This window comes from Phaeobacter sp. JH20_29, assembly GCF_048056175.1.
In the GTDB taxonomy this organism is placed as follows: Bacteria; Pseudomonadota; Alphaproteobacteria; order Rhodobacterales; family Rhodobacteraceae; genus Phaeobacter; species Phaeobacter bryozoorum.
In genome coordinates this window covers 676,460-699,117 of sequence record NZ_JAYMWO010000013.1, presented here as the reverse complement: position 1 = coordinate 699,117, position 22,658 = coordinate 676,460, and the positions used below count along the sequence as shown (strand labels likewise).

At 65.2% G+C, this 22,658-nt stretch carries 25 protein-coding genes; 23 read left to right on the top strand and 2 right to left on the bottom strand.

What is annotated here, in order from left to right:
- The first annotated feature begins 328 nt into the window (after positions 1 to 328).
- Complete coding sequence (locus tag VWZ85_RS13115) at positions 329 to 562, top strand: acyl carrier protein (RefSeq protein WP_005982462.1); 234 nt, start codon at positions 329 to 331, stop codon at positions 560 to 562.
- 164 nt (positions 563 to 726) lie between these two features.
- Positions 727 to 1,470, top strand: coding sequence for a 1-(5-phosphoribosyl)-5-[(5-phosphoribosylamino)methylideneamino] imidazole-4-carboxamide isomerase (locus VWZ85_RS13110; RefSeq protein ID WP_340545797.1), 744 nt, complete (start codon positions 727 to 729; stop codon positions 1,468 to 1,470).
- A 744-nt stretch (positions 1,471 to 2,214) separates the two neighbouring features.
- On the opposite strand, the gene VWZ85_RS13105 is transcribed toward VWZ85_RS13110, so the two are convergent.
- Positions 2,215 to 3,162 (bottom strand): PilZ domain-containing protein, encoded by a 948-nt coding sequence (locus VWZ85_RS13105; protein WP_340545796.1) that lies wholly within the window; start codon positions 3,160 to 3,162, stop codon positions 2,215 to 2,217.
- A gap of 329 nt (positions 3,163 to 3,491) precedes the next feature.
- Here VWZ85_RS13105 and fabF point away from each other — a divergent pair, with 329 nt between their 5' ends.
- From fabF to cysE, 21 genes are all read left to right on the top strand, one after another.
- Complete coding sequence (gene fabF, locus VWZ85_RS13100; protein ID WP_340545795.1) at positions 3,492 to 4,757, top strand: beta-ketoacyl-ACP synthase II; 1,266 nt, start codon at positions 3,492 to 3,494, stop codon at positions 4,755 to 4,757.
- Complete coding sequence (mltG, locus tag VWZ85_RS13095) at positions 4,757 to 5,911, top strand: endolytic transglycosylase MltG (protein ID WP_340546325.1); 1,155 nt, start codon at positions 4,757 to 4,759, stop codon at positions 5,909 to 5,911. The genes fabF and mltG overlap by 1 nt, the downstream gene beginning before the upstream one ends.
- Before the next feature lie 290 nt (positions 5,912 to 6,201).
- Positions 6,202 to 6,543 (top strand): recombinase, encoded by a 342-nt coding sequence (locus VWZ85_RS13090; protein ID WP_340545794.1) that lies wholly within the window; start codon positions 6,202 to 6,204, stop codon positions 6,541 to 6,543.
- The gene (locus VWZ85_RS13085; RefSeq protein ID WP_340545793.1) at positions 6,515 to 7,807 is read left to right on the top strand and encodes a DNA-packaging protein; all 1,293 of its coding nucleotides are present in this window, start codon (positions 6,515 to 6,517) and stop codon (positions 7,805 to 7,807) included. Before VWZ85_RS13090 ends, VWZ85_RS13085 begins: the two co-directional genes overlap by 29 nt.
- A 195-nt stretch (positions 7,808 to 8,002) precedes the next feature.
- Complete coding sequence (locus VWZ85_RS13080; protein WP_416588655.1) at positions 8,003 to 9,196, top strand: phage portal protein; 1,194 nt, start codon at positions 8,003 to 8,005, stop codon at positions 9,194 to 9,196.
- On the top strand, positions 9,189 to 9,407 hold the full coding sequence (locus tag VWZ85_RS13075) for a GTA head formation protein, RCAP_rcc01685 family (RefSeq protein WP_014874871.1): 219 nt from the start codon (positions 9,189 to 9,191) through the stop codon (positions 9,405 to 9,407). Before VWZ85_RS13080 ends, VWZ85_RS13075 begins: the two co-directional genes overlap by 8 nt.
- 35 nt (positions 9,408 to 9,442) lie before the next feature.
- Entirely contained in the window at positions 9,443 to 10,051 is a 609-nt protein-coding gene (locus VWZ85_RS13070; protein WP_416588654.1) for an HK97 family phage prohead protease, read from the top strand.
- Positions 10,052 to 10,123: 72 nt separating this feature from the next.
- Complete coding sequence (locus tag VWZ85_RS13065; RefSeq protein ID WP_416542193.1) at positions 10,124 to 11,308, top strand: phage major capsid protein; 1,185 nt, start codon at positions 10,124 to 10,126, stop codon at positions 11,306 to 11,308.
- Between the two features lie 181 nt (positions 11,309 to 11,489).
- On the top strand, positions 11,490 to 12,137 hold the full coding sequence (locus VWZ85_RS13060; protein WP_416588651.1) for a head-tail connector protein: 648 nt from the start codon (positions 11,490 to 11,492) through the stop codon (positions 12,135 to 12,137).
- The gene (locus VWZ85_RS13055; RefSeq protein WP_416588649.1) at positions 12,134 to 12,505 is read left to right on the top strand and encodes a head-tail adaptor protein; all 372 of its coding nucleotides are present in this window, start codon (positions 12,134 to 12,136) and stop codon (positions 12,503 to 12,505) included. Before VWZ85_RS13060 ends, VWZ85_RS13055 begins: the two co-directional genes overlap by 4 nt.
- A complete protein-coding gene (locus VWZ85_RS13050) occupies positions 12,502 to 12,909 on the top strand; it encodes a DUF3168 domain-containing protein (protein WP_416534155.1) in 408 nt (135 codons plus the stop codon). The genes VWZ85_RS13055 and VWZ85_RS13050 overlap by 4 nt, the downstream gene beginning before the upstream one ends.
- 108 nt (positions 12,910 to 13,017) lie before the next feature.
- The gene (locus VWZ85_RS13045; RefSeq protein ID WP_061048939.1) at positions 13,018 to 13,431 is read left to right on the top strand and encodes a phage major tail protein, TP901-1 family; all 414 of its coding nucleotides are present in this window, start codon (positions 13,018 to 13,020) and stop codon (positions 13,429 to 13,431) included.
- Between the two features lie 11 nt (positions 13,432 to 13,442).
- Positions 13,443 to 13,835: a gene transfer agent family protein gene (locus VWZ85_RS13040; RefSeq protein WP_416588648.1), complete on the top strand. Its 393-nt coding sequence runs from the start codon at positions 13,443 to 13,445 to the stop codon at positions 13,833 to 13,835.
- Positions 13,832 to 14,089, top strand: coding sequence for a rcc01693 family protein (locus VWZ85_RS13035; protein WP_416542195.1), 258 nt, complete (start codon positions 13,832 to 13,834; stop codon positions 14,087 to 14,089). Before VWZ85_RS13040 ends, VWZ85_RS13035 begins: the two co-directional genes overlap by 4 nt.
- Complete coding sequence (locus VWZ85_RS13030) at positions 14,082 to 14,738, top strand: phage tail tape measure protein (RefSeq protein ID WP_260079402.1); 657 nt, start codon at positions 14,082 to 14,084, stop codon at positions 14,736 to 14,738. Before VWZ85_RS13035 ends, VWZ85_RS13030 begins: the two co-directional genes overlap by 8 nt.
- A gap of 15 nt (positions 14,739 to 14,753) precedes the next feature.
- Positions 14,754 to 15,386 carry a DUF2460 domain-containing protein gene (locus tag VWZ85_RS13025; RefSeq protein WP_260079401.1) on the top strand — a complete coding sequence of 211 codons (633 nt, stop codon included), beginning with the start codon at positions 14,754 to 14,756 and terminating at the stop codon, positions 15,384 to 15,386.
- Positions 15,386 to 16,336 (top strand): DUF2163 domain-containing protein, encoded by a 951-nt coding sequence (locus tag VWZ85_RS13020; protein WP_416588647.1) that lies wholly within the window; start codon positions 15,386 to 15,388, stop codon positions 16,334 to 16,336. The genes VWZ85_RS13025 and VWZ85_RS13020 overlap by 1 nt, the downstream gene beginning before the upstream one ends.
- A complete protein-coding gene (locus VWZ85_RS13015) occupies positions 16,333 to 16,803 on the top strand; it encodes an NlpC/P60 family protein (RefSeq protein WP_416540066.1) in 471 nt (156 codons plus the stop codon). Before VWZ85_RS13020 ends, VWZ85_RS13015 begins: the two co-directional genes overlap by 4 nt.
- Positions 16,803 to 20,783: a baseplate multidomain protein megatron gene (locus VWZ85_RS13010; RefSeq protein WP_416588645.1), complete on the top strand. Its 3,981-nt coding sequence runs from the start codon at positions 16,803 to 16,805 to the stop codon at positions 20,781 to 20,783. Before VWZ85_RS13015 ends, VWZ85_RS13010 begins: the two co-directional genes overlap by 1 nt.
- 12 nt (positions 20,784 to 20,795) lie before the next feature.
- On the top strand, positions 20,796 to 21,092 hold the full coding sequence (locus VWZ85_RS13005; RefSeq protein ID WP_416588643.1) for a hypothetical protein: 297 nt from the start codon (positions 20,796 to 20,798) through the stop codon (positions 21,090 to 21,092).
- Between the two features lie 299 nt (positions 21,093 to 21,391).
- Positions 21,392 to 22,207, top strand: a complete 816-nt coding sequence (gene cysE / locus VWZ85_RS13000; protein ID WP_340545780.1) for a serine O-acetyltransferase — start codon at positions 21,392 to 21,394, stop codon at positions 22,205 to 22,207.
- Positions 22,208 to 22,486: 279 nt separating this feature from the next.
- Here the strand turns inward: cysE and VWZ85_RS12995 are convergent, their stop codons facing one another.
- A complete protein-coding gene (locus VWZ85_RS12995; RefSeq protein ID WP_416540069.1) occupies positions 22,487 to 22,654 on the bottom strand; it encodes a hypothetical protein in 168 nt (55 codons plus the stop codon).
- Between the last annotated feature and the right edge of the window lie 4 nt (positions 22,655 to 22,658).

Genomic DNA, 22,658 nt, shown 5'->3' with positions numbered 1-22,658 from the left:
TGATGGGTTGCGTAAAAATATGCACCACAAGCCTTGCATGTGGCTGCGGCTGTGGCCAAATGCTCACCCTGTTGCCTGAGCCTCAGGCGACAGGCTCCGGGCAGGCGGGTGCAGTGATGCTGCGAAACCGTTTGCCTCTGCGTCGGTCTGTGTTATAGGCGGCGCATATTCGCCATCTGGGGGTCCATGCCGGACCGGCAGGGGCGGTTCCGCTATGCGGGACACGACCGCCCGCATCGGGCACAACCACGCCGCCCCGAGCGGGCAAGGGCAGAACCGGGCGAATGCCTGACAACCGGGCGAATGCCTGAAAAGATGAGGAATTGACATGAGCGACGTCGCAGACCGCGTAAAAAAGATCGTTGTGGAACACCTGGGTGTTGAAGAAGACAAAGTGACCGAGAACGCGTCGTTCATCGATGATCTGGGCGCAGACAGCCTGGACACCGTTGAGCTGGTTATGGCCTTCGAAGAAGAGTTCGGCATCGAGATCCCCGATGACGCGGCCGAGACCATCCAGACCTTTGGCGATGCGGTGAAGTTCATCAGCGAAGCTTCCTGATCCCACCCAATCGGTGACGATCACAGACGGCGCTTTCCGGGCAGGAAGGCGCCGTTTTTCGTTTCTGGACGTTTCCGACCTCCGCGAGGTCGGGTTTTCTCCTTAGGGGTGATCGGTCTCCGTGCTAGCCTTGGCGAAACTGCCGACGACAGGAGGGCATTGCGATGATGATCTACCCCACGATGGAACTGAAGGACGGCCGCTGCGTGACGCTGGACAAGGGGCGGCTCGACACCGCCATGATCTGGCACGTGGACCCGGTTGCCACCGCCTGCGGCTTTGCCGCCGATGGTGCCGAATGGATGCATCTGACCGATTTTGATGCCATCGAAGGCGACAACCGCAATGCCGAGCTGGTGGAGGAAATCATCCGCACCGCCGGTATCCCGGTTCAGCTGGGCGGCGGTATGCGCTCGCGCGAGCATATTGAGCATTGGATCGACAAGGGGGCCGGCCGTGTGGTGGTCGGCACGCTTGCCGCCCGGGACCCCGAACTGGTGCGCACGCTGACCCGTCTTCACCCCGATCAGATCGTGCTGGCGGTGGATGTCTGGCAGGGGCAGGTGATGACCGACGGCTGGCGTCAGGCCGGCTCGTTCACGCCCGAAGCCTTTATCGACGCCTTTGCCGATTGCCCCTTTGCGGGCATCATCATCACCGATATCGAAAGCGATATGACCGATGTCGAGGCGCAGCTGGGGCTGATCGCCGGGCTGGCGGAGAAAGCGCGCACGCCGGTGATCGCCAGCGGTGTGGTCCGCACCGCCGATGACGTGGCGCGGCTGAAATACATCGGTTCGATCTCCGGCGCATTGGTCGGGCGGGCGCTGTTCCGCAAGACCCTGACCGTGGCGGAGGCGCTGGAGGCGGCCCGCCCCACGCGTGAGCCGGTTGCCGAATTCCGCTAGGTCGGCGGCACGTCTCGGGCGGCACTGCTGCCGCATCGACCAATGGGCTGCGGTGTCGTCAGGACTGCGCAGCCCTTTTGATTTCAGCGCAGCCTGCGTGTGTTGGCTGCCTTGGGGAGCGGGCAGGCCGGCGTGGGTTTGCAGCACAGGGCGCATGACCGGCGCGGCTGAGCTGGTGCGGCGCTGTCTATACAGGATCCGGTCGAAACCGCTGCCAATGGACCGGAATTGTCGAACCGACCTCTCGACGCCGCCGATGCACCGCTGATCGCGACATAAGCGGGCCGGAGCTGTGGTCTCTGCCTGAAATTGACCAAACCGGCGCGCGCGCTTCCTGCATGGTCTATACCGGCGGAAGATCTGTCTGCTTCGCCGACTGATTGCGGAGCAAAGCACGTCCTGCCCCAATGGTCCGCATCTGCCACCATCCGGCACCAACCGCCACCATCCCACTACCACAGGGGTGCCACCGGTTCGCGAGGTCGGCTCCGCAAGGCATCGCAGGTGGGATCTGTCTGCATATTCGCGATCATGGCCGCGATCATGGCCCGCCAGACGCCAGCCAGACGCCAGCCAGACGCCCGTCCGCCGCCCGCCCGCGCGATCTTTGCCGCGCGCTTCTTGCCGGTCCGCCGCGACCGGGGACCCGTGATAGCAGCCGAGCCCAAGACAGGCCGACCCCCTTGTGACATCATCACGACGAAGGACCACGCCGCAGAGTGTCGCTCCGGCCATGCCGATCCGTCAGCCAGACACCGCGCCATGTGGTTCAAGCTCGGCAGGCGTCCCGTCGCGCCCGAACTCCCGTTTGGATTTTCTGGGCGCCCTGCGAAAACCCGCCAGAGCCTTCACCATATCGCGTGTGAGACGCTCCTTGAACTGCAGGCCAAAATAGTTGGCATTGCACCATTGCACCCGACCGTGAAGATTTATCTGCGGCGCATCGCCGGGCAGGTCCAGCACGATGATATCCCCGGCGCCGAGGCGCGCTTCGGATTTGACCTTCGCCCCCTCCTGACTGATGTCCAGCAGGGTCGCCGCAACCCCGTTATCATTGTTGTGCACAAGGGTGCAGTCCAGGTTGCAGGTATGGCGCTTGCGGCGCCGCCTCAGCGTGGTCATGCGCCGTTCAAACAGCACAAAACACAGCGCTCCAAGCGCCACCAGACCCAGTGAACCGGCCGCCGCGGTGGTGCTGGAAATCTGTCCCAGCGCGGGCAAGGCGCCAAGGCCGCCGCCATCCTGCCCGCTACTGCCTGCACGAGAGCAGGGCATACGCGCCAGCTCCCGGCGATAGGCCGCCAGGGTTTCACTGGCAAAGAGTTTGACAGAGGCCCGTTCCGCATGGCGCCGGTCCTTCAGCGCCAGGACCCGCAGCAGGCTGCGGTGCTGGGCAATCAGGTTATGGGTCGCCTTCAGCAGATCGTCCATCTTTTCTCTCTGCATCGCGAGATGCAGCTCGGTCTTTGATGTCTTTGCCAGCAACCGTTCCATCTCCTGCACGGCGGGCGAATTGCTGCCGGTGCGCAGGTAGTCGAGAAAATCTTCACCGGCGAGCGTCAGCGTCATCAGTTTGTTGAAGACACGGCATTCGCGGGCGGCCAGCGGTTCAGCGCCAAGCAGCAGGCTGACCAGCAACAGCAGCGCAAATACGCCCAGCCCCCACATGCGCGAAGGGCGGCGGTGTGCCATCCGCCGAACCCTTCGTAGATCAGGATCAGGTGACGCAGGGCGTCCAAACAAGAACTCTATGTGCACCATTCACATCTTGCCCCACAGCCGCTGACCTTGGATCCTGCGCCCCGTCTGTTGGGCGCCGCATAGTGGTTCGCAGGCGCGCCATATCGGTACTGTCGCGACTACGAAACCAAAGAACAACCAAAAGGTACATTATCCAAGTTAACCGCAATCTAAGGCTGTCATTAAATTATCGCAAAACAACCGGAGACCACCGGCTCTTGCACCTCTGCGCCAATCCAAGCTATTTGGAGTCAAATTGCCGAGGCAGAGGAGTGCAAGAAATGCGTCGAGTAGTAGTTACCGGACTGGGCCTGGTCACACCGCTGGCAAGCGGCGTCGAAGAGACCTGGTCGCGGTTGCTGGACGGTCAGTCCGGGGCGGGTCCGATCACGCATTTTGATGCGGTAGAAAGCGGTGTCGCCACCACCTACGCCTGCGAAGTTCCGCGTGGCGACGGCAGCGATGGGACTTTCAACCCCGATGATTGGGTTGTCAAAAAAGACCAGAAGAAGATTGATGATTTCATCCTCTATGGCATTGCCGCGGCTGATATGGCCGTGCGTGACGCCGGCTGGACACCCGAGGACGAGCAGAGCCGCCTGCGCACCGGCGTGATGATCGGCTCTGGCATCGGTGGCCTCAGCTCGATCGCCGACACCGCCGTGATGATCAAGGAAAAAGGCCCCCGCCGGGTGTCGCCCTTCTTTATCCCCGGCGCGCTGATCAACCTGATCTCCGGTCAGGTCTCGATCCGTTTTGGCTTCAAGGGGCCGAACCACTCTGTTGTGACCGCCTGTTCGACCGGTGCCCATGCCATCGGCGATGCGGCCCGTCTGATCAAATCCGGCGACGCCGACGTCATGATCGCAGGCGGCGCCGAGGCGGCGATCTGCGAAATCGGCATTGCCGGCTTCAACGCCTGCAAGGCGCTGTCCACCAAACGCGCCGATGACCCAAAGGCGGCCTCGCGCCCCTATGACGCCGACCGCGACGGTTTCGTGATGGGTGAGGGCGCCGGCATCGTGGTGCTGGAAGATTACGACCACGCCAAGGCCCGTGGCGCCAAGATCTATGCCGAGGTGCTGGGGTATGGTCTCTCCGGCGATGCCTACCACATCACCGCTCCCTCCGAGGACGGCGAAGGCGGCGAACGCTCGATGCGCGCGGCGCTGGCCAATGCGGGGCTTGAGCCGAAGGACATCGACTATATCAATGCCCATGGCACCTCGACCATGGCCGATACCATCGAACTGGGCGCGGTTGAGCGGATGATGGGGGATGCGGCGGGCAAGGTCACCATGTCCTCGACCAAATCCGCCACCGGCCACCTCCTGGGTGCGGCTGGCGCGATTGAGGCGATCTTCTCGATCCTGGCGATCCGCGATCAGGTGGCACCGCCCACCATCAACCTGGACAACCCGGCCGTTGAAACCGCTGTCGATCTGGCCCCGAACCAGAAACGCGAGCGCGAGATCAAGGTGGCGCTGTCCAATTCCTTTGGCTTTGGCGGCACCAATGCGTCGGTCCTGTTCGGAAAGCCTGAGTGATGTGGCGCAACCTCGCCTCAAACATGCTGACGGTCCTGGTGGTGATGCTGTTCCTTCTGGGCGGCGTCATCCTCTGGGGGCAGTCGCAATATACCTCCGAAGGTCCGCTGGACAGCGCGATCTGCCTGCGGGTGCCGTCCGGCAGCACGATGTCTCGGGTCAGCCGTGATCTGGAGAGCCAAGGCGCGATCAACTCCGGCCCGCTGTTCCGGGTTGGTGTGCGCTACGCCGAGAAAACCGATGCGCTGAAGGCCGGCAGCTATCTGGTGCCCGCAGGGGCCTCGATGGCCGAGATCGTCGATCAGATCACCCGCGGCGGCGCCAGCAGCTGTGGCACCGAAATCGTCTACCGCGTGGGCGTGACACGCGTGCTGGCCGAGGTGCGCGAGCTGGACCCGGCCACCAACCGCTTTGTCGAGCGTGCGGAATTTGTGCCCGGCGTCGATGAGGTGCCCGCTGTCTACGAAGAGAAGAAAGCCGATGCCGACACCCGTTACCGCATCGCGCTGGCCGAAGGCGTGACCAGCTGGCAGGTGGTCGAATCGCTGAAAGCCATGGATATCCTCGACGGCGATCCGGGCACGCGCCCGGCGGAGGGGATGCTGGCACCCGACAGCTATGAGGTCTCCCCCGGTGATGACCGCGCCGAGATCCTGGCCGAGATGCAGGAGCGCCAGGAGCTGCGCATCAACGCCGCCTGGGAGGGCCGCTCGGACCGCGCAGCGGTTACCAGCCCCGAAGAGATGCTGATCCTCGCGTCGATCATCGAAAAAGAGACCGGCGTGGCAGAGGAGCGTGGGCAGGTCGCCTCGGTCTTCACCAACCGGCTGAACCGCGGGATGCGGCTGCAAACGGACCCGACGGTGATCTATGGTGTTACTCGGGGCGAGGGTGTCCTCGGTCGTGGCCTGCGCCAGAGCGAACTGCGCCGGGCAACCCCCTGGAACACCTATGTGATCGAAGGGCTGCCGCCGACGCCAATCGCCAACCCCGGCATGGCCAGCCTTGAGGCGGCGGTGAACCCCGATCAGGGCGACTACCTGTTCTTCGTCGCTGATGGCACCGGTGGCCACGCCTTTGCCGTCACGCTTGAGGAGCACAATCGCAATGTCGCCAAATGGCGCGAGATTGAAGCGCAGGGCAACAGCAACTAGGCGCAATCCAATCATGGATCAGATCTGGAAGGGGACGCTTCGGCGTCCTCTTTTTTGTGCGGCACCGTTAACCTTATGGTAGGTTAATCTGAAATTTACTTAACAAATCCGGCAGCTTGCGTCCGATACTTCAGGTTGCCAACTTTGACTTTTGCGCTGGTTTGTGGCAGGGTTCACAGGCAGCTGGGAAATTGGCAGATCCGCCCGCAGGACGCCCGATCATGGATCGCGCTTGTGGGGCGGCCTTGCGGTTTTCCGAACGGAGGTCCCATGACTATGAGGCCCCAACCATGAGCACCTATACCCCGGAAAATCGGCTGGCAAAGACCGCCGATCTTCTTTTCTCCCTCCATAATTCCATCGAACGGCTCCGGCAGGAGGCCGAGCAGATGCTCGAACGGCTTGCCTGCGATGCAGACGACGCCGGCAGCGCGCCGCGTATCGCCAAATTGGAAAGCCTGATCCGTGACAGCCAGAAAGTGGAGAAAACCCTTGTCGAACAAAGTGAACAGCATCAGGCCGCAGCCGGGCTCGACATCGACGCCGCCCGCAGTGAAATCGAAGAGCGGCTGGCTCGCCTGCGCGCCAGTTTCGACGCAGAAGATGTTTCTGGACCGGCTCAGCGACCATGACCTCTGTGCGATGCCCTATGTCTTTGATCTCTGGGCGCTGCCGCACCAGCTGCCGCCGGCGGGGGACTGGCGCAGCTGGGTCATCCTCGGCGGACGCGGGGCAGGCAAGACCCGCGCCGGCGCCGAATGGGTGCGTACGCTGGCCGAAGGGGCAACACCGTTGTCCGCTGGTCGCGCCCGCCGCATCGCCCTCCTCGGGGAAACCTACGATCAGGTGCGCGACGTCATGGTCCAGGGCGACAGCGGCATCCTCGCCTGCACACCCCGCGACCGCCGCCCGACGTGGAAAGCCACCGAACGGCGGCTGATCTGGCCCAATGGCGCCACCGCCCAGGCGTTTTCGGCCCATGACCCTGAGGCGCTGCGCGGCCCGCAGTTCGATGCCGCCTGGGCTGATGAGCTGGCCAAATGGAAACGCGGGCAGGACAGCTGGGACATGCTGCAATTTGCGCTCCGGCTGGGGCAGGAGCCGCGCGTCTGCGTCACCACCACACCGCGCAATACCGGCGTGCTGCGCGACCTTCTGGCCAGCCCCTCCACCGTGCAGACCCATGCCGCGACCGAGGCCAACCGTGCCAATCTCGCCGCCTCCTTTATCGCCGAGGTGCGCAGCCGCTATGCCGGGTCACGGCTAGGCCGACAAGAGCTGGACGGCATCCTGTTGCAGGATGTCGATGGCGCGCTCTGGACCAATGCCGGGCTGGTTGCGGCGCAGATCGCAAAGGCCCCGGCACTGGACCGGGTGGTGGTGGCGGTGGACCCGGCGGTGAGCGCCGGCAAACACTCCGACGCCTGCGGCATCCTCGTGGTGGGTGCCACGCTCACAGGCCCGCCGCAGGACTGGTGCGCCTATGTGCTCGCGGATTGCACGGTGCAGGGCGTCGGACCGCTGACCTGGGCGCAGGCCGCCATTGATGCGCGCGACCGCTACAGCGCCGACCGGGTGGTGGCGGAGGTCAATCAGGGCGGTGCCCTGGTCGAAAGCCTGCTGCGCCAGATTGATCCGCTGGTGCCCTTTACCGCGCTGCACGCCAGCCGGGGCAAGGGGGCACGGGCCGAACCGGTCGCCGCCCTTTACGAACAGGGCCGGGTGCGCCACCTGCCGGGGCTTGGCGCGCTGGAGGATCAGCTCTGCCAGATGACCCCGCGTGGCTATCTGGGGCAGGGCTCACCGGACCGGCTGGATGCCCTGGTCTGGGCGGTGCAGGAGCTGATCCTGACCCCGGCGACCCGCCACAGGCTGCCCCGCGCGCGCATGTTATAGGCGGGCCACCGGCCATCAAATCAGACGCAAAACGCCCGCAGTCCTGCGGGCGTTTTTTTATTTGGATCAAAGGTTTAGCGCAGGTGTTGCGTGCCCTGCGCGCGCCTTGCTCAAATCTTCTTCAACCCCCGCCGTCATAAAGGATCGCAGCAAACAGGGGCATGGTTCGCCCCCTTCAAGCAAAGGAGTGGCCCCATGGTCTTTGACCTTCTGCGGCGCAAGCAACAGCCCGTCGAAACCAAGGCAAGCGCCGCCGCCCGTGTGGTGGCCTGGCACGGTGGCACTGGCAGCACCGGCTGGAGCCCGCGCGACAGCAGTTCGCTGACCCGCAGCGGCTTTGTCGGCAATCCCGTGGGCTACCGTGCCGTCAAGATGATCACCGAGGCCGCCGCCGCGCTGCCGCTGGTGTTGCAGGACGGCGCACAGCGCTACGACAGCCACCCGCTGCTGACGCTGCTGGCCCGGCCCAATGCCGCGCAGGGCCGCGCCGAGCTGCTGGAAGCGCTGTTTGGCCACCTGCTGCTGTCCGGCAACGCTTATATTGAGGCGGTCTGCGATCCCGACGGTCGCGACGTATTGCCGGTCGAGCTGCATGTGCTGCGCCCTGACCGCATGACCGTGGTGCCCGGCAGCGATGGCTGGCCAGTGGCCTATGACTACAGCGTGTCGGGTCGCAAACACCGCTTTGATGTGACCATGCCCTGCGCCCCGATCTGCCATCTGCGCAGCTTTCATCCGCAGGACGATCACTACGGTTTGTCGCCGATGCAGGCCGCAGCCATGGCGGTGGATGTGCATACCTCGGCCTCGCGCTGGTCCAAGGCGCTTCTGGACAATGCAGCCCGCCCCTCCGGCGCTCTGGTCTGGACCGGAAGCGATGGTCAGGGGCTGATGGCTGAGGATCAGTTTCGCCGTCTAAGTGAAGAAATCGAAATGAATTTTCAGGGCGCGCGCAATGCTGGCCGTCCAATGGTGCTGGAAGGCGGGTTGGATTGGAAACCAATGGGCTTCTCGCCATCGGATATGGAATTTCACCAGACCAAGGACGCCGCCGCGCGCGAAATTGCCCTCGCGCTTGGGGTGCCGCCAATGCTGCTGGGCCTGCCGGGCGATGCCACATATGCCAATTATCAAGAGGCCAACCGCGCCTTTTACCGGCTCACCGTGCTGCCGCTTGTGACCCGTGTCACGGCGACGCTGTCGGACTGGCTGGCGCGCTATCAGGGGGCTGCGGTCACCCTGAAACCGGACCTTGATCAGGTGCCTGCGCTGGCCTCCGAACGCGAGGCGCAGTGGCGCCGCGTGGCCGCCGCGGAGTTCCTCAGCGTGGCCGAAAAACGCAGCCTTCTGGGCCTGCCCCCGCAAGAGGGGGCGATGGCGGATGACTGAAATCCCGATACCGCCGTTTGAATGCTCACCGGGTCTGCGGCTCACCGCCCATGAGCGCATCGCCGAGATCCAGCAGGAGGCGATGAACCGGCGTCTCGACCGGCTGGAGATGATGATGGAGCGGATGGAAAAACGCCTCTGGCTCACCGTTTACGGCGTTGCCGCCGTGATCCTGGCGCAGGCCTTCCAATCCTTTCTTGTGGTTCAGTAATTGCACGAAATTCAAAGAGATAGAAGGAGAAGCTGATGCCATCTCATGCGCATCTGGAGCATAAGTTCGCGCGCTTCGGCGAGGATCTGACCATTGGCGACGAGGCCGACGATATGGTCATGATCAGCGGATATGCCAGCCTGTTTGGCTGCGTCGACGCTGGCGGTGACATGGTGCAGCCGGGGGCCTATCAGGCGTCGCTCGACCGTCTGGCGCAGGCCGGGATCGCGGTCAAGATGCTGTGGCAGCACGATCCCGCACAGCCGATCGGCGTCTGGGATGAGGTCCGCGAGGATGCCCGCGGCCTGCATGTCCGGGGCCGTATCCTGACCCGCACCCAAAAGGGCGCCGAGGCTGCGGCGCTGATCGCTGTCGGCGCATTGGATGGGCTGTCGATCGGCTACCGGACCCGCCGCGCCGTGGCGCGCAAAGGCGGCGGGCGCTCCCTGTGTGAGCTGGACCTCTGGGAGGTCTCGCTGGTGACCTTCCCGATGTTGTCCTCAGCCCGCGTCAGCCCAGCCGGGGCCGCCGCCAAATCGCAGACCGCAGAGCACGGCGCCATCGCCCCGGACGATACCCCGCAGATCTGGCGGGAGGTGATCGACCTGCTGCGCAGCGGTGCCAGCCTGACGCCGCTCGGCTGAATGCAGGCCCCGGCCGCCGCTGCGGTCGCGCCCCGCTTTTGCCTTCCTCAATCGACCCAAAAGGACAGACAGATGAGCCATCCCCAATCCCACCCGGAACCAACGGCCCACTCCCATGCGGCCCCGCAGGAGGTCAAACAGGCCGTTGCTGACTTCGTGCATGATTTCAACGGGTTCAAAGACGACATTGCCCTGAAACTGAAACAGACAGAAGAGCGTATGACCATGCTGGATCGCAAATCCCACTTTGCCAATCGTCCCCCTCTGGCCGCTGCCGATGCAGGCGGCGCGCCTCATCAGAAAGCCTTTGATGCCTATCTGCGGTCCGGCGATGACGCCGCGCTGCGTGGCCTTGATCTAGATGCCAAGGCGATGGCCACCGCCGTCAATGGCGATGGCGGCTACCTGGTGGATCCGCAGACCTCCGATACGGTCAAATCCGTGTTGAACAGCACCGCCTCGATCCGCGCCGTCGCCTCGGTGGTGACGGTGGAGGCAACCTCCTACGATGTGCTGATCGACCATGGCGATGTCGGTCACGGCTGGGCGAATGAGACGGCGGCGGTAACCGAAACCGCAACCCCGGTGATCGACCGCATCACCATCCCGCTGCATGAGCTGAGCGCCTTGCCCAAGGCCTCGCAGCGGCTGCTGGACGACAGCGCCTTTGACATCGAGGGCTGGCTGGCTGGCCGGATCGCCGACAAGTTTTCCCGCGCCGAGGCGGCTTCCTTCATCAATGGCGATGGCAACGACAAACCGACCGGCATCCTCTACCACCCGGTGGTTGCCAATGACAGCTGGAGCTGGGGCAATCTTGGCTATGTCACCACCGGCGTGGAGGGCGATATCGGTGATGGCGATGCAATCATTGATCTGGTCTATGCGCTTGGCGCGCAGTACCGGGCCAACGCCAGCTTTGTGATGAACTCCAAAACCGCAGGCCTCCTGCGCAAGCTGAAGGATGCCGATGGCCGCTTCCTGTGGTCCGACGGGCTGGCAGCGGCGGAACCGGCGCGGCTGATGGGCTATCCGGTGGTCATTGCCGAGGACATGCCCGACGCCGGTGTGAACGGCTATGCCGTGGCGTTCGGCGATTTTGCGGCCGGCTACACCATCGCCGAACGCCCCGACCTGCGGGTGCTGCGCGATCCCTTTAGCGCCAAGCCGCATGTGCTGTTCTATGCCACCAAACGTGTCGGCGGCGATGTCAGCGATTTTGCCGCCATCAAACTGCTGAAATTCGGTCTGAGCTGACGCTTGGACCGATGGCGGACCCGGCAGCCCGGTTCCGTCTGCGGATGCGCGCCTTAAGGCCGCTGTCGTCCAGCTGCTCCCCTTCCGTCCAGCGGCAGCAGCCCGGCGCGCATCCGCCCCGACCCATCCGGCAACAGCCAGCCCGAGCAGCCCCCGAACGAACACCCGTTGGAGTGAAGAGATGATGTTGAATGAAGTGACACCGGTGCCAGAGGCGGTTCTGCCGCAAGAGGCGTTCAAGGCGCATCTGCGTCTGGGCACCGGCTTTGACGAGGCGGGGGTGCAGGAGGCCGTGCTGATCAGCTTCCTGCGCGCTGCCATCGCGGCGATCGAGGCACGCACCGGCCGGGTGCTTGTGGCGCGGGATTTCCTGCTGACGCTCGCCGCCTGGCGGGATCCCCAGCTACAGGCGCTGCCGCTTGCACCGGTGCAGCAGATCCATTCGGTCACGCTGAGCGATGCCGCCGGGGTCGAGACCGTGCTGCCACCCGGTCGCTACCGGCTGGAACCCGACAGCCAGCAGCCCCGGCTGCGTCCGGTTGGCGGGGTGCTGCCCACAATTGCCAGCGGTGGTGCGGCGCGGATCCTGATGCGGGCGGGCATGGCCAACAGCTGGTCGGCATTGCCCGGCGATCTGGCGCAGGCGGTGCTGATGCTGGCGGCGCATTACTATGAGTTTCGCGATGACACGAGGTTGCAGGGCGGCTGTATGCCCTTTGGCGTCACCAGCCTGATCGAACGCTATCGTGCGCTACGGGTGAGCCTGGGCGTCGGCGGCGGGCATGGGATCGGGTTTGGCCGCAGCTTTGGGCCGGGGGCAGGCGCATGAGCCGCCGCACCACATCCCGCCCCGCTGCCCGCTCCACACCACGTCTCAACCGCTGTCTGGCGCTGGAGGATCCGCGCCGCACCTCGGATGGGGCTGGCGGGTTTCTTGAGGCATGGCAGCTGCTTGGCCACCATTGGTCCGAGATGCGTGCCCTCAGTGGCCGCAGCACCGATCACTCCGGCACCAGCCTGTCATTGCAACGCTACCGCATCACCCTGCGCGCCCATCCCACCGGCAGCCCGGCGCGGCCCCGGCCGGACCAGCGGCTGCGCGATGGTGCCCGGATCTTTCGCATTGATGCGGTGGCCGAAGGCGACCCTGACGGCCGCTACCTGACCTGTTTTGCCACCGAGGAGACCACCGCATGACCTATGCCCTGGCCCTGCCGCTGCAGGAGGCGCTGTTTCAGCACCTGACCAATGACCCGGCGCTGACCACCGCGCTGAGCGGCGCCATCTATGACGCGCTGCCAGCAGGCAGCCTGCCGCAGACCTATGTGACCCTTGGCCCCGAGGAGGTGCAGGACCGCTCCGACCGCAGTGGTGCCGGCGCGCGCCACCGGGTGGAGATCACCGTCCATACCGATATCGCGGGCTTTGCCGGTGCGAAGGCCATTGCCGCCAGCATCTGCGACAGCCTCGCCAGCGCCTCGCTCAGCCTGACGCGCGGGCGACTGGTGGGCCTGTGGTTCGACCGCGCCAGCGCCAGCCGCAAACCCTCCGGCGGCCGCGAGATCCGCCTGCGCTTCACCGCGCGGCTGGAGGACAGCTGACACCCGGTCGGTTTGGCGAAAATCCAACATTAATTACAAAGCGTTGCGCGGCAAGGCTGATCTGAATTGGCGCGACGTCCCATCACTCAGCAACAGGAGATCACCGCTATGAGTGTTCAAAACGGCAAGGATCTATTGGTCAAGATCGACATGACCGGCGACGGTCAGTTCGAAACCATTGCGGGGCTGCGCGCCACGCGCATCAGCTTCAACGCCGAAAGCGTCGATGTCACCAGTCTGGAAAGCCAGGGCGGCTGGCGCGAGCTGCTGTCCGGCGCGGGGGTGCGCTCGGCCAATATCTCCGGCTCCGGTATCTTTCGCGATGCCGGGACGGATGAGCGGGCGCGGCAGCTGTTCTTTGAGGGGCTGACCCCCGCGTTTCAGGTGATTATCCCCGATTTTGGCATCGTCGAAGGCCCGTTTCAGGTCACCGCCCTGGAATATGCCGGCAGCCACAATGGCGAGGCCACCTATGAGCTTGCGCTCGCCAGCGCCGGCGCGCTGGTCTTCACCGCCGTCTGAGGGGGGTGACCATGGCCCCCTCGGAACAGCCAGCCCCGGCAGTTAATGCCTGTGCGGCCAATCCCTATGCCGGCGAGGTGCTGCTGGCGGTAAACGGCGATGTGCTGGCGTTAAAGCTCACCCTCGGGGCGCTGGCGGCGTTGGAAACGCGGCTCGGGACGGGATCGCTAATTGATCTAGTGACCCGGTTTGAAAGCGGCGGGTTCTCGGCGGCGGATGTGCTGGCGCTGCTGGCGGCGGGGGTGCAGGGCGGCGGCCACCGGCTCAGCGAGGCGGATCTGGCCGTTGCCGATATCGACGGCGGTCCGATGCAGGCCGCACGGGTCGCCGCACAGCTCCTGGCGCGCAGTTTTGCGCTGCCGGGAGAGGCGGGCGCGCAGCTGCCCGGATCGGTGGCCCCATGACGCCCCGGCAGCACTCCACAGACAGACAGAGCACCGGCCTTGACTGGCCGGCGCTGATGCGGGCGGGGCTGGCGGGGCTGCGGCTCACGCCGGATCAGTTCTGGCGCCTCACCCCGGCGGAGCTGCGGCTGATGCTGGGGCAGGACAGCGCCGTTGCGCCGCTGGGACGGGCCGGGCTGGACCAGCTGATGCGCGCATTTCCCGATCCCGCCGCGCCGAGATCCCCAGAAACAGGAGCCGTAAGCGATGAGTGACACAGGATTGAACCAGCTGGAACAGCAGGGCGAGGCGCTGAGCGACAGCCTTGGCGATGCGGCGGGCATGGCGGCCACATTCGATGCCGAACTGCGCCGGGTGCGCGCCGCCTTTGCCGCCACCGGCAAGGATGCCGAGACCCTGGAACGCGGTATGTCGAAGGGGCTGCGCCGCGCCTTTGACGGTGTTGTCTTTGACGGCATGAAGCTCTCAGATGCGCTGGATACCATGGCGCAGTCGATGATCCAGACCACCTATTCGGCGGCCATGAAACCGGTCACTTCCCATATTGGCGGGCTGCTGTCGGATGGGGTGGGCAAGCTGATGAGCGGCATTCTCCCCTTTGCCGATGGGGCGGCGTTTTCACAAGGCCGGGTGATGCCCTTTGCCAAGGGGGGGATCGTCAGCGGCCCGGTGAGCTTTCCCATGCGCGGCGGCACCGGGCTGATGGGCGAGGCAGGCCCAGAGGCGATCCTGCCGCTGACCCGTGGCGCCGATGGTGCGCTTGGTGTGCGCAGCCAGGGCGGGCGAGCCACCTCGGTGGTGATGAATATCCAGACCCCCGATGTGCAGGGGTTCCAACGCAGTCAGGGCCAGATCGCCGCCCAGCTGAGCCGCGCCCTGTCGCGTGGCAATCGCAACCGCTGAGCCGGAGGACAGCAGATGAATTTTCACGAGGTCAGATTTCCCGCATCGCTGAGCTTCGGCTCAATCGGCGGACCGGAGCGGCGCACCGATGTGGTGACGCTTGCCAACGGGCATGAGGAACGCAACACCCCCTGGGCGCATTCGCGTCGCCGCTATGATGCGGGGCTGGGCCTCAGGGGCCTTGAGGATATCGAGGCGCTGATTGCCTTTTTCGAGGCGCGGCAGGGCCAGATGTACGGTTTCCGCTGGAAGGATTGGTCCGACTACAAATCCGCCCGCGCCACGCAGGAGGTGGCGTTTGGGGATCAGGTGATCGGTATCGGCGACGGGGTGCAGCAGGTGTTCCAGCTGAGCAAGACCTATCGTTCCGGCAGCTTTGCCTATCAGCGTCCGATAACGAAACCGGTGGCGGGCAGCGTGCGCATCGGGATTGAGCAGGACGCTTTGCAGGAGACGGTAGACTACACGCTCGACAGCACCCTTGGAACCATCACGCTGGCGCATCCACCGGAGGCGGGCCTGTCGGTGAAGGCGGGGTTTGAGTTCGATGTGCCGGTGCGCTTTGACACCGATCGCATTCAGACCAGCGTGGCGTCCTTTCAGGCGGGCGACGTGCCCAATGTCCCAGTGGTGGAGGTCCGGGTCTGATGGCGGGGGTAAGCGAGGCGTTTCAATCCCATGTGGCCAGCGGTCTGACAACGCTGTGTCGCTGCTGGCTGGTGACGCGCAGCGATGGCGTGCGGTTCGGTTTTACCGACCATGACCGCGACCTGCGGTTCGAAAGCGCTGCCGAGGGCGAGGCCGGTCTGCTGTTTCGCGCAGGCACCGGGCTGACCGCGCGCAGCCTGCAACAAGCCACCGGGCTGGCGGTCGACAATACCGAGGCGCTGGGTGCGCTGAGCGATGCGGCCATCCGCGAGGACGAGATCGAGGCCGGGCGCTTTGACGGCGCCGAGGTGCGCTGCTGGCTGGTGAACTGGGCCGATGTCTCGGTGCGCTGGTTGCAGTTTCGCGGCAGCTTTGGCCAGATCCGCCGTGCCGGTGGTGCCTTTGAGGCGGAGCTGCGCGGCCTGACGGAGGCGCTCAACCAGCCGATGGGGCGGATCTACCAGAAACCCTGCACGGCGGTGCTGGGGGATGGCGCCTGCCGCTTTGACATGACCACGCCGGGTTACACGCTGGAGCTGGCCGCGGAAGAGATCCGCGAGGGGCAGTATTTCGGATTTGCCGCTCTGCCGGGGTTTGAGCCGAACTGGTTCACCTCTGGCCGTCTCACGGTGATGAGCGGTGCGGCTGAGGGGTTGTGGGGCTGGATCAAGCAGGACCGCCAGCAGGTCGGGCGGCTGGGACAGGACGCAAGCGCGCCGGATCCGAACGCAGAGCACCGCCAGCTGACCCTTTGGGAACCGCTGCGGGCGCAGATCCGACCCGGCGATCTGCTGCATCTGACAGCGGGCTGCGACAAGCGGCTGAAGACCTGCCGGCTGAAGTTCAACAATGGCGTCAATTTTCAGGGCTTTCCCGATATCCCCGGCGAAGACTGGGTGATGAGCGTGCCGCGCCAGAGCGGCAATAACACCGGCGGCAGCCGCAGATGAGCGGCGCGAGAGGGATATCGCGCGCCGAGCTGGTTGCGGCGGCGCGGGGCTGGCTGGGCACGCCCTATGTGCATCAGGCCGCCCGGCGCGGTGCTGGCTGCGATTGCCTCGGCCTGATCCGGGGGGTCTGGCGTGAGGTCTACGGCCAGGAGCCGGAGGCGGTGCCGGGTTATACGATGGACTGGTCCGAACCCCAGGGCGAGGAGGCGTTGTGGCAGGCGGCGCTGCGCCATCTCAGCCCCCGACCGCTGCATGAGGCGCGCGCCGGTGACGTGATCCTGTTTCGGATGCGCCGGGGGGCGGTGGCCAAACATATCGCGCTGCAAACTGAAACCGGCGCCATGCCGCGGTTCATCCATGCCTATTGCGGCCACGGTGTGGTCGAGAGCGCATTGAGCCAGCCGTGGCAACGGCGGATCGTGGCGCGGTTTTCCTTTCCTGATGTTGATGCTGATGAGGTGACGTGATGGCGACCATTCTTCTTTCTGCGGCGGGGGCGGCCCTTGGCGGCTCGGTTGGGGGGGCTGTGGCGGGTCTCTCCTCGGTAGCGATTGGCCGCGCACTTGGCGCCACCGTCGGACGCGCCATCGACAGCCGCCTGCTGGGCGCGGGCAGTGAGCCGGTGGAGACCGGCCGGGTGGAACGCTTTCGCCTGACCCATGCCAGCGATGGCCAGCCGATTGCGCAGGTCTATGGCCGGATGCGGGTGGGCGGGCAGGTGATCTGGGCGTCTCAGTTCCGCGAGACCTCCACCACCAGTGGCGGCGGCGGCAAGGGCGGCGGTCGGCGCCAGCCCAAGGTCACCAGCTACAGCTATGATGTGTCACTTGCCGTAGCGGTCTGCGCCGGAGAGGTGGCCTCTATCGGGCGGGTCTGGGCTGATGGCGAAGAGGTCGCGCCCAAGGATCTGAACATGACCGTCTATCGCGGCACCATGGACCAGCTGCCCGATCCGGTGATCGAGGCGGTAGAGGGCACAGGCGAGGTGCCCGCCTATCGTGGCACCGCCTATGTGGTGATGGAGAACCTGGCGCTGGACCGCTTTGGCAACCGGGTGCCGCAATTCTCGTTCGAGGTGCTGCGTGCCGAGCAACCGGCCTCCAGCACCTATGATCTGGATCTGCCGCAGCTGGTGCAGGGGGTTGCCCTGATGCCGGGGACCGGGGAATACGCACTGGCCAGCACGCCGGTGCATTACGACCACGGGCCGGGACAGGCCAAACCCGCCAATTCGCACAGCCCCTCGGGGGAGACCGATCTGGTCACCTCGCTGACGACCCTTGGCGAGGAGCTGCCCGCCTGTGGCGCGGCCTCGCTGATTGTGTCGTGGTTTGGCAATGATCTGCGCTGCGGAGTGTGTAGCGTCAAACCGAAGGTGGAGCGCCAGCATATCGAGGGGGCGAATATGCCCTGGTCGGTGGCGGGGCTGACCCGGACGGAGGCCGAGCTGATCGCGCGGCAGGATGACAGACCCATATACGGCGGCACCCCCACCGATGCCTCGGTGATCGAGGCCATTCGCGCAATGCAGGCGCAGGGCAAGCGGGTGATGTTCTACCCGTTTATCCTGATGGATCAGATGGCGGGCAATGATCTGCCAGATCCCTGGAGCGGTGAGCCGGGTCAGGCGCATCTGCCCTGGCGCGGGCGGATCACCCTGTCGCTGGCACCGGGCCAGCCCGGCAGCCCCGATGGCACGGCTATGGCGCGGGCTGAGGTGCAGCAGTTCTTTGGCACGGCAACCGCGGCGGATTTCACCGTGGCTGACGGGAGCGTCACCTATAGCGGCCCGTCTGAGGACTGGGGGCTGCGGCGGTTCATCCTGCATAATGCCGCGCTTTGTGCCGCGGCGGGCGGGGTTGAGGCGTTCTGCATCAGCTCGGAGATGCGCGGGCTGACCCAGATCCGCGATGAGGCAGGCTTTCCTGCGGTGGCAGAGCTGCGGGCGCTGACGCAGGAGGTGCGCCAGATCCTCGGGCCGGATACCAAGATCGGCTATGCCGCCGACTGGTCGGAATACTGGGGCTACCAGAGCCCGGAGGGGAACCGCTATTTCCACCTCGATCCGCTCTGGGCGGATGAGCAGATCGATTTCATCGGCATCGACAATTACATGCCGCTGTCCGACTGGCGCGAGGGGGAGGATCATCTGGACGCCCGGGCCGGGGCGCCGGGCATCCATGATCTGGCGTATCTGCGCGCCAATATCGAGGGCGGCGAGGGCTATGACTGGTATTACCACTCGCCCGAGGCCGAGGCGGCCCAGATCCGCACCCCGATCACCGATGGCGCCTATGATGAGCCGTGGATCTGGCGCTACAAGGATCTGCGCAGCTGGTGGTCCAAACCGCATCATGACCGGATCAACGGGCAACGTGCCGCGCTGCCCACCGCATGGGAGCCGCAGAGCAAACCGATCTGGTTCACCGAACTGGGCTGTGCCGCCATCGACAAGGGCACCAATCAGCCGAACAAGTTTCTGGATCCCAAAAGCTCGGAATCCAAACTGCCGAAATTTTCCAACGGGCAGCGCGATGACATGATGCAGCTGGCCTATCTGCGCGCGTTGCTGGGCTATTGGCAGGAGGAGGGGAAAAACCCCGTCTCCGAGGTCTATGGTGGCCCGATGCTGGATATGTCGAACGCCTATGTCTGGGCCTGGGACGCGCGCCCCTTTCCGGTGTTTCCCAATGCGGTGGAGGTCTGGAGCGACGGCGAGAATTACCTGCGTGGCCATTGGTTGAACGGACGGGTGGGGCAGCGCACGCTGGCCTCGGTGCTGGAGGAGATCTGTGCCGCCTCGGGTGTTGCGGCGATTGATGTCAGTGACCTGCCTGCGCTGGTGCGCGGCTATGCGATCAGCGATGTCGGTGAGGCCCGCGCCGCGCTGCAACCGCTGTTGCTGCGCCACGGGGTGGATGCCATCGAACGCGATGGTCTGCTGCGGTTTCGCCTGCGCAATGGGCGACAGGACGCAGCGCTGGATCTGGCGCAACTGGTTGAGGGGCAGGAGCTGGACGGGGTGCTGGAACAGACCCGCGCGCCGGAGGCTGAGCTGGCCGGACGGATGCGTCTGCGCTTTGTCGAATGGGGCGGGCGCCATGATCTGCGCGGCGAGGAGGCGGTGCTGCCCGATGAGGCGACCCATGCGGTCAGCGACAATGAGCTGCCGATGGCGCTGACCCGCGCCGAGGGGCGGCAGGTGGTCGAGCGCTGGCTGAGCGAGGCCCGTATGGCCCGCGATACCCTGCGGCTGGAGCTGCCGCCCTCCGCCATGGCGCTGGGCGCGGGCGATGTGATCCGCCTGCCGCTTGCCGGGGCAGAGGCAGGCCCGGAGGTAGGCTCAGAGACGGGTGCGGAGTTCGGCAGCGGTGCGCAGGCCCGGTACCGGATCGACCGGGTCGAACAGGGCGCGGCGCAGCTGATCGAGGCGGTGCGGATCGAGCCGGAGAACTACCACCCGGCACCAGTGCCGGAGGAATTGCCCGGTGTCACCGCCTTTGCGGCACCGGTGCCGGTGCTGCCGCTGTTCATGGACCTGCCGCTGATTGGCGGCGATGAGGTGCCCCATGCGCCGCATCTGGCAGTGACGGCGCAGCCCTGGCCGGGGAGCGTTGCCGTATACGGCGCACAGAGTGATGCGGATTATGCACTGGAGGAGGTGCTGGCCGCGGCTTCAACCATTGCCATCACCAATACGGTGCTGCCTGCGGGCGCGCCGGGGCGCTGGGAACGGGGCGACGATCTGGAAGTTGATATGATCTCTGGCCAATTGCAGAGTCGGGACCGGCTGGCGGTGCTGAATGGCGCCAATCTGGTGGCCATCGGCGACGGCAGCCCCGGCAATTGGGAGCTGATGCAATTTGGCGAGGCCGAGCTGATCGCACCGGGGCGCTATCTGCTGCGCGACCGGCTGCGTGGGCAGCAGGGCAGCGATGCGCGGATGCCGGTGGCCTGGCCGAAGGGCTCTTATGTGGTGGCGCTGGATGGCACGCCGCAGCAGATCGCACTGGCTGCCAATCAGCGTGGCCTTAGCCGTCACTACCGTATCGGCACCGCCCGGCGCCCCTATGATGATCCGAGCTATGTGCATCTGGAGGCGGCCTTTGCCGGTGAAGGGCTGCGCCCCTATGCGCCGGTGCATCTGCGCCAGAAAGGCGTGTTGGGCAGCGGTGCGGTCGGGCTGGACTGGATCCGCCGCAGCCGCATCGACGGCGACCGCTGGGATCTGGCGGAGATCCCGCTGGGCGAGGATCTGGAGCGCTACCGCCTGCGGATCCTGCGCGGCGGCGAGATTCTGCGCGAAGAATTGCTGGACGCTCCCGGCTGGAGCTATCCGCTGGCGGCCCAGACAGCGGATGCGGTGGTGCCGGGAGATCGCATCGAGGTGGCGCAGGTCTCGGCCCGCTACGGGGCTGGTGCGGTGACCGCCCTGCGGCTGGTCTGAGGCGGGGCGGGGATGCGACGGCCTATCCTGCCGGGTGATATCACCAGCACCGCCCGCGCCCTGCTGGCGGTGGCCCCGGCGCAGCGGCGCGCGCTGTGCCAGCGGATCTTTGCCGGGGCGGCGCAGGCGGTGCGCCATCTGCGCCGCCACCGGCGGCTCTGCCGGCGCTGGGGCGATGGCTCCCTGAGTGCTGCGGCGCGGAAATTCCCGCTGGCGGATGAGCCGTTTTATGACGCGCCGGACTATCTGGCCTGTACCCGGCTGGTGCTGGCTGAATTGGCGCGTCATATCAGGCATAATCCGGGCTAGCGGCTACCGGATGCCTTGTGATGCGGCTGTTGCGGCGCCTCAACGACGCTGGCAGCGTCTGTGCCGGGCGGCCATTTGACAGCCTGTGGCACCGTCAATATCGGGCCTGCACAGCCCCTGTGCATCGGGGCACGGGAACTGGTGCGGCGGGTGATCACCAATAAAAACAATGGGCTGTCGGTGTATGACTGCGCAGCCGGGGCAAAAAATCAGCAGATCCGATGGCTCTCATCACGGATTTGCGGTTGGCCTTTTTGCGCTGGGGGAGGTACTCTGGTTGCAACACAGGAGGCAGAGCCATGCTTGAGACGCGCCAGGCCGTCAGTTCCGTTGATCCCGTCTGGGATCAGATCACCACCGAGGCGCAGGACGCCGTGCGCCGCCAGCCGCTGATGGGCGGGCTGATCCATGCCTGCATCCTGCATCATACCTCGCTTGAGAAGGCGCTGTCCTATCGCATCGCGGCGAAGCTCTGCTCCAATGAGATGTCGATGGTGATCCTGCGCGAGATCGTCGACCGGGCCTATGACGAAAACCCGGATCTGATTGCCGCCGGGCGCGCCGATCTGATGGCGGTCTATGAACGCGATCCCGCCTGCCACCGGCTGTTGCAGCCGATCCTCTATTTCAAGGGGTATCAGGCCGTTCAGGCCTATCGGGTGGCGCATTGGCTGTGGCAGCAGGGCGATTACGATCTGTCCTATTTCTTCCAGATGCGGATTTCCGAGATCTTTGGCGTTGATATCCATCCGGCGGCCAGAATTGGCCGGGGCATCATGATCGACCACGCGCATTCCATCGTCATCGGCGAGACGGCGGTGGTGGGCGACAATGTCTCCATGCTGCATTCGGTGACCCTGGGCGGCACCGGCAAGGAAGAGGAAGACCGGCACCCGAAGATCGGCAATGGCGTGCTGATCGGTGCTGGCGCCAAGGTGCTGGGCAATATCAAGGTGGGCCATTGCAGCCGTATCGCGGCAGGATCGGTGGTGCTGGCCGAGGTGCCGCCCTGCAAGACCGTTGCGGGCGTGCCGGCCAAGATTGTCGGTGAGGCCGGCTGCGACCAGCCGTCGGTCAGCATGAACCAGGTGCTGGGCGGCGACAAGCCGCAGTAGGCCGCGCCGCTTTGCAGGTCTGGGCATGGCGGGCAGTGCGCGTGCCGCCATCGGTGCATTTGTGAGTATTTTTGGAAAGATGACGATGGAGAGGGGCAGCGCTGGCGGCCCCTTTTTTGGTGGGGTGTGGGAGGTGCGAATGGTTGCCAGTCGGGTAAGTCGCTGTCACAGCCCGAAGCGGACTTGCGGCGATGCGGCGGCAGGGCTGCCGCGAAACTTTATCGGGGCGCTTCTGCCAGACGACGTTAAGCTGCCCAACGTAGGCATGGCCGCCTCATGTCAGCTAGAGGCCGGTTTGGCGAGACGTTTCATTTCAAGTTCTTCCTGCCGCAGGCGGAGTTTTCTCTGGTCGGCTTTGAAATCCTTAAGGGCATGCCGCCGGATATCGGTCGCAATCTGGCCTTCGGCGCTTCGCCTTGCGTCTAAATCCACCGGTTTTTCCGTCATCTCT

Excerpts from the sequence above, each read along its gene's own strand:
- VWZ85_RS13115 (WP_005982462.1), top strand. The coding sequence starts at position 329 with ATGAGCGACGTCGCAGACCGCGTAAAAAAGATCGTTGTGGAACACCTG.
- VWZ85_RS13110 (WP_340545797.1), top strand. The coding sequence starts at position 727 with ATGATGATCTACCCCACGATGGAACTGAAGGACGGCCGCTGCGTGACG.
- VWZ85_RS13105 (WP_340545796.1), bottom strand. The coding sequence starts at position 3,162 with ATGGCACACCGCCGCCCTTCGCGCATGTGGGGGCTGGGCGTATTTGCG.
- fabF (WP_340545795.1), top strand. The coding sequence starts at position 3,492 with ATGCGTCGAGTAGTAGTTACCGGACTGGGCCTGGTCACACCGCTGGCA.
- mltG (WP_340546325.1), top strand. The coding sequence starts at position 4,757 with ATGTGGCGCAACCTCGCCTCAAACATGCTGACGGTCCTGGTGGTGATG.
- VWZ85_RS13090 (WP_340545794.1), top strand. The coding sequence starts at position 6,202 with ATGAGCACCTATACCCCGGAAAATCGGCTGGCAAAGACCGCCGATCTT.
- VWZ85_RS13085 (WP_340545793.1), top strand. The coding sequence starts at position 6,515 with ATGTTTCTGGACCGGCTCAGCGACCATGACCTCTGTGCGATGCCCTAT.
- VWZ85_RS13080 (WP_416588655.1), top strand. The coding sequence starts at position 8,003 with ATGGTCTTTGACCTTCTGCGGCGCAAGCAACAGCCCGTCGAAACCAAG.
- VWZ85_RS13075 (WP_014874871.1), top strand. The coding sequence starts at position 9,189 with ATGACTGAAATCCCGATACCGCCGTTTGAATGCTCACCGGGTCTGCGG.
- VWZ85_RS13070 (WP_416588654.1), top strand. The coding sequence starts at position 9,443 with ATGCCATCTCATGCGCATCTGGAGCATAAGTTCGCGCGCTTCGGCGAG.
- VWZ85_RS13065 (WP_416542193.1), top strand. The coding sequence starts at position 10,124 with ATGAGCCATCCCCAATCCCACCCGGAACCAACGGCCCACTCCCATGCG.
- VWZ85_RS13060 (WP_416588651.1), top strand. The coding sequence starts at position 11,490 with ATGATGTTGAATGAAGTGACACCGGTGCCAGAGGCGGTTCTGCCGCAA.
- VWZ85_RS13055 (WP_416588649.1), top strand. The coding sequence starts at position 12,134 with ATGAGCCGCCGCACCACATCCCGCCCCGCTGCCCGCTCCACACCACGT.
- VWZ85_RS13050 (WP_416534155.1), top strand. The coding sequence starts at position 12,502 with ATGACCTATGCCCTGGCCCTGCCGCTGCAGGAGGCGCTGTTTCAGCAC.
- VWZ85_RS13045 (WP_061048939.1), top strand. The coding sequence starts at position 13,018 with ATGAGTGTTCAAAACGGCAAGGATCTATTGGTCAAGATCGACATGACC.
- VWZ85_RS13040 (WP_416588648.1), top strand. The coding sequence starts at position 13,443 with ATGGCCCCCTCGGAACAGCCAGCCCCGGCAGTTAATGCCTGTGCGGCC.
- VWZ85_RS13035 (WP_416542195.1), top strand. The coding sequence starts at position 13,832 with ATGACGCCCCGGCAGCACTCCACAGACAGACAGAGCACCGGCCTTGAC.
- VWZ85_RS13030 (WP_260079402.1), top strand. The coding sequence starts at position 14,082 with ATGAGTGACACAGGATTGAACCAGCTGGAACAGCAGGGCGAGGCGCTG.
- VWZ85_RS13025 (WP_260079401.1), top strand. The coding sequence starts at position 14,754 with ATGAATTTTCACGAGGTCAGATTTCCCGCATCGCTGAGCTTCGGCTCA.
- VWZ85_RS13020 (WP_416588647.1), top strand. The coding sequence starts at position 15,386 with ATGGCGGGGGTAAGCGAGGCGTTTCAATCCCATGTGGCCAGCGGTCTG.
- VWZ85_RS13015 (WP_416540066.1), top strand. The coding sequence starts at position 16,333 with ATGAGCGGCGCGAGAGGGATATCGCGCGCCGAGCTGGTTGCGGCGGCG.
- VWZ85_RS13010 (WP_416588645.1), top strand. The coding sequence starts at position 16,803 with ATGGCGACCATTCTTCTTTCTGCGGCGGGGGCGGCCCTTGGCGGCTCG.
- VWZ85_RS13005 (WP_416588643.1), top strand. The coding sequence starts at position 20,796 with ATGCGACGGCCTATCCTGCCGGGTGATATCACCAGCACCGCCCGCGCC.
- cysE (WP_340545780.1), top strand. The coding sequence starts at position 21,392 with ATGCTTGAGACGCGCCAGGCCGTCAGTTCCGTTGATCCCGTCTGGGAT.
- VWZ85_RS12995 (WP_416540069.1), bottom strand. The coding sequence starts at position 22,654 with ATGACGGAAAAACCGGTGGATTTAGACGCAAGGCGAAGCGCCGAAGGC.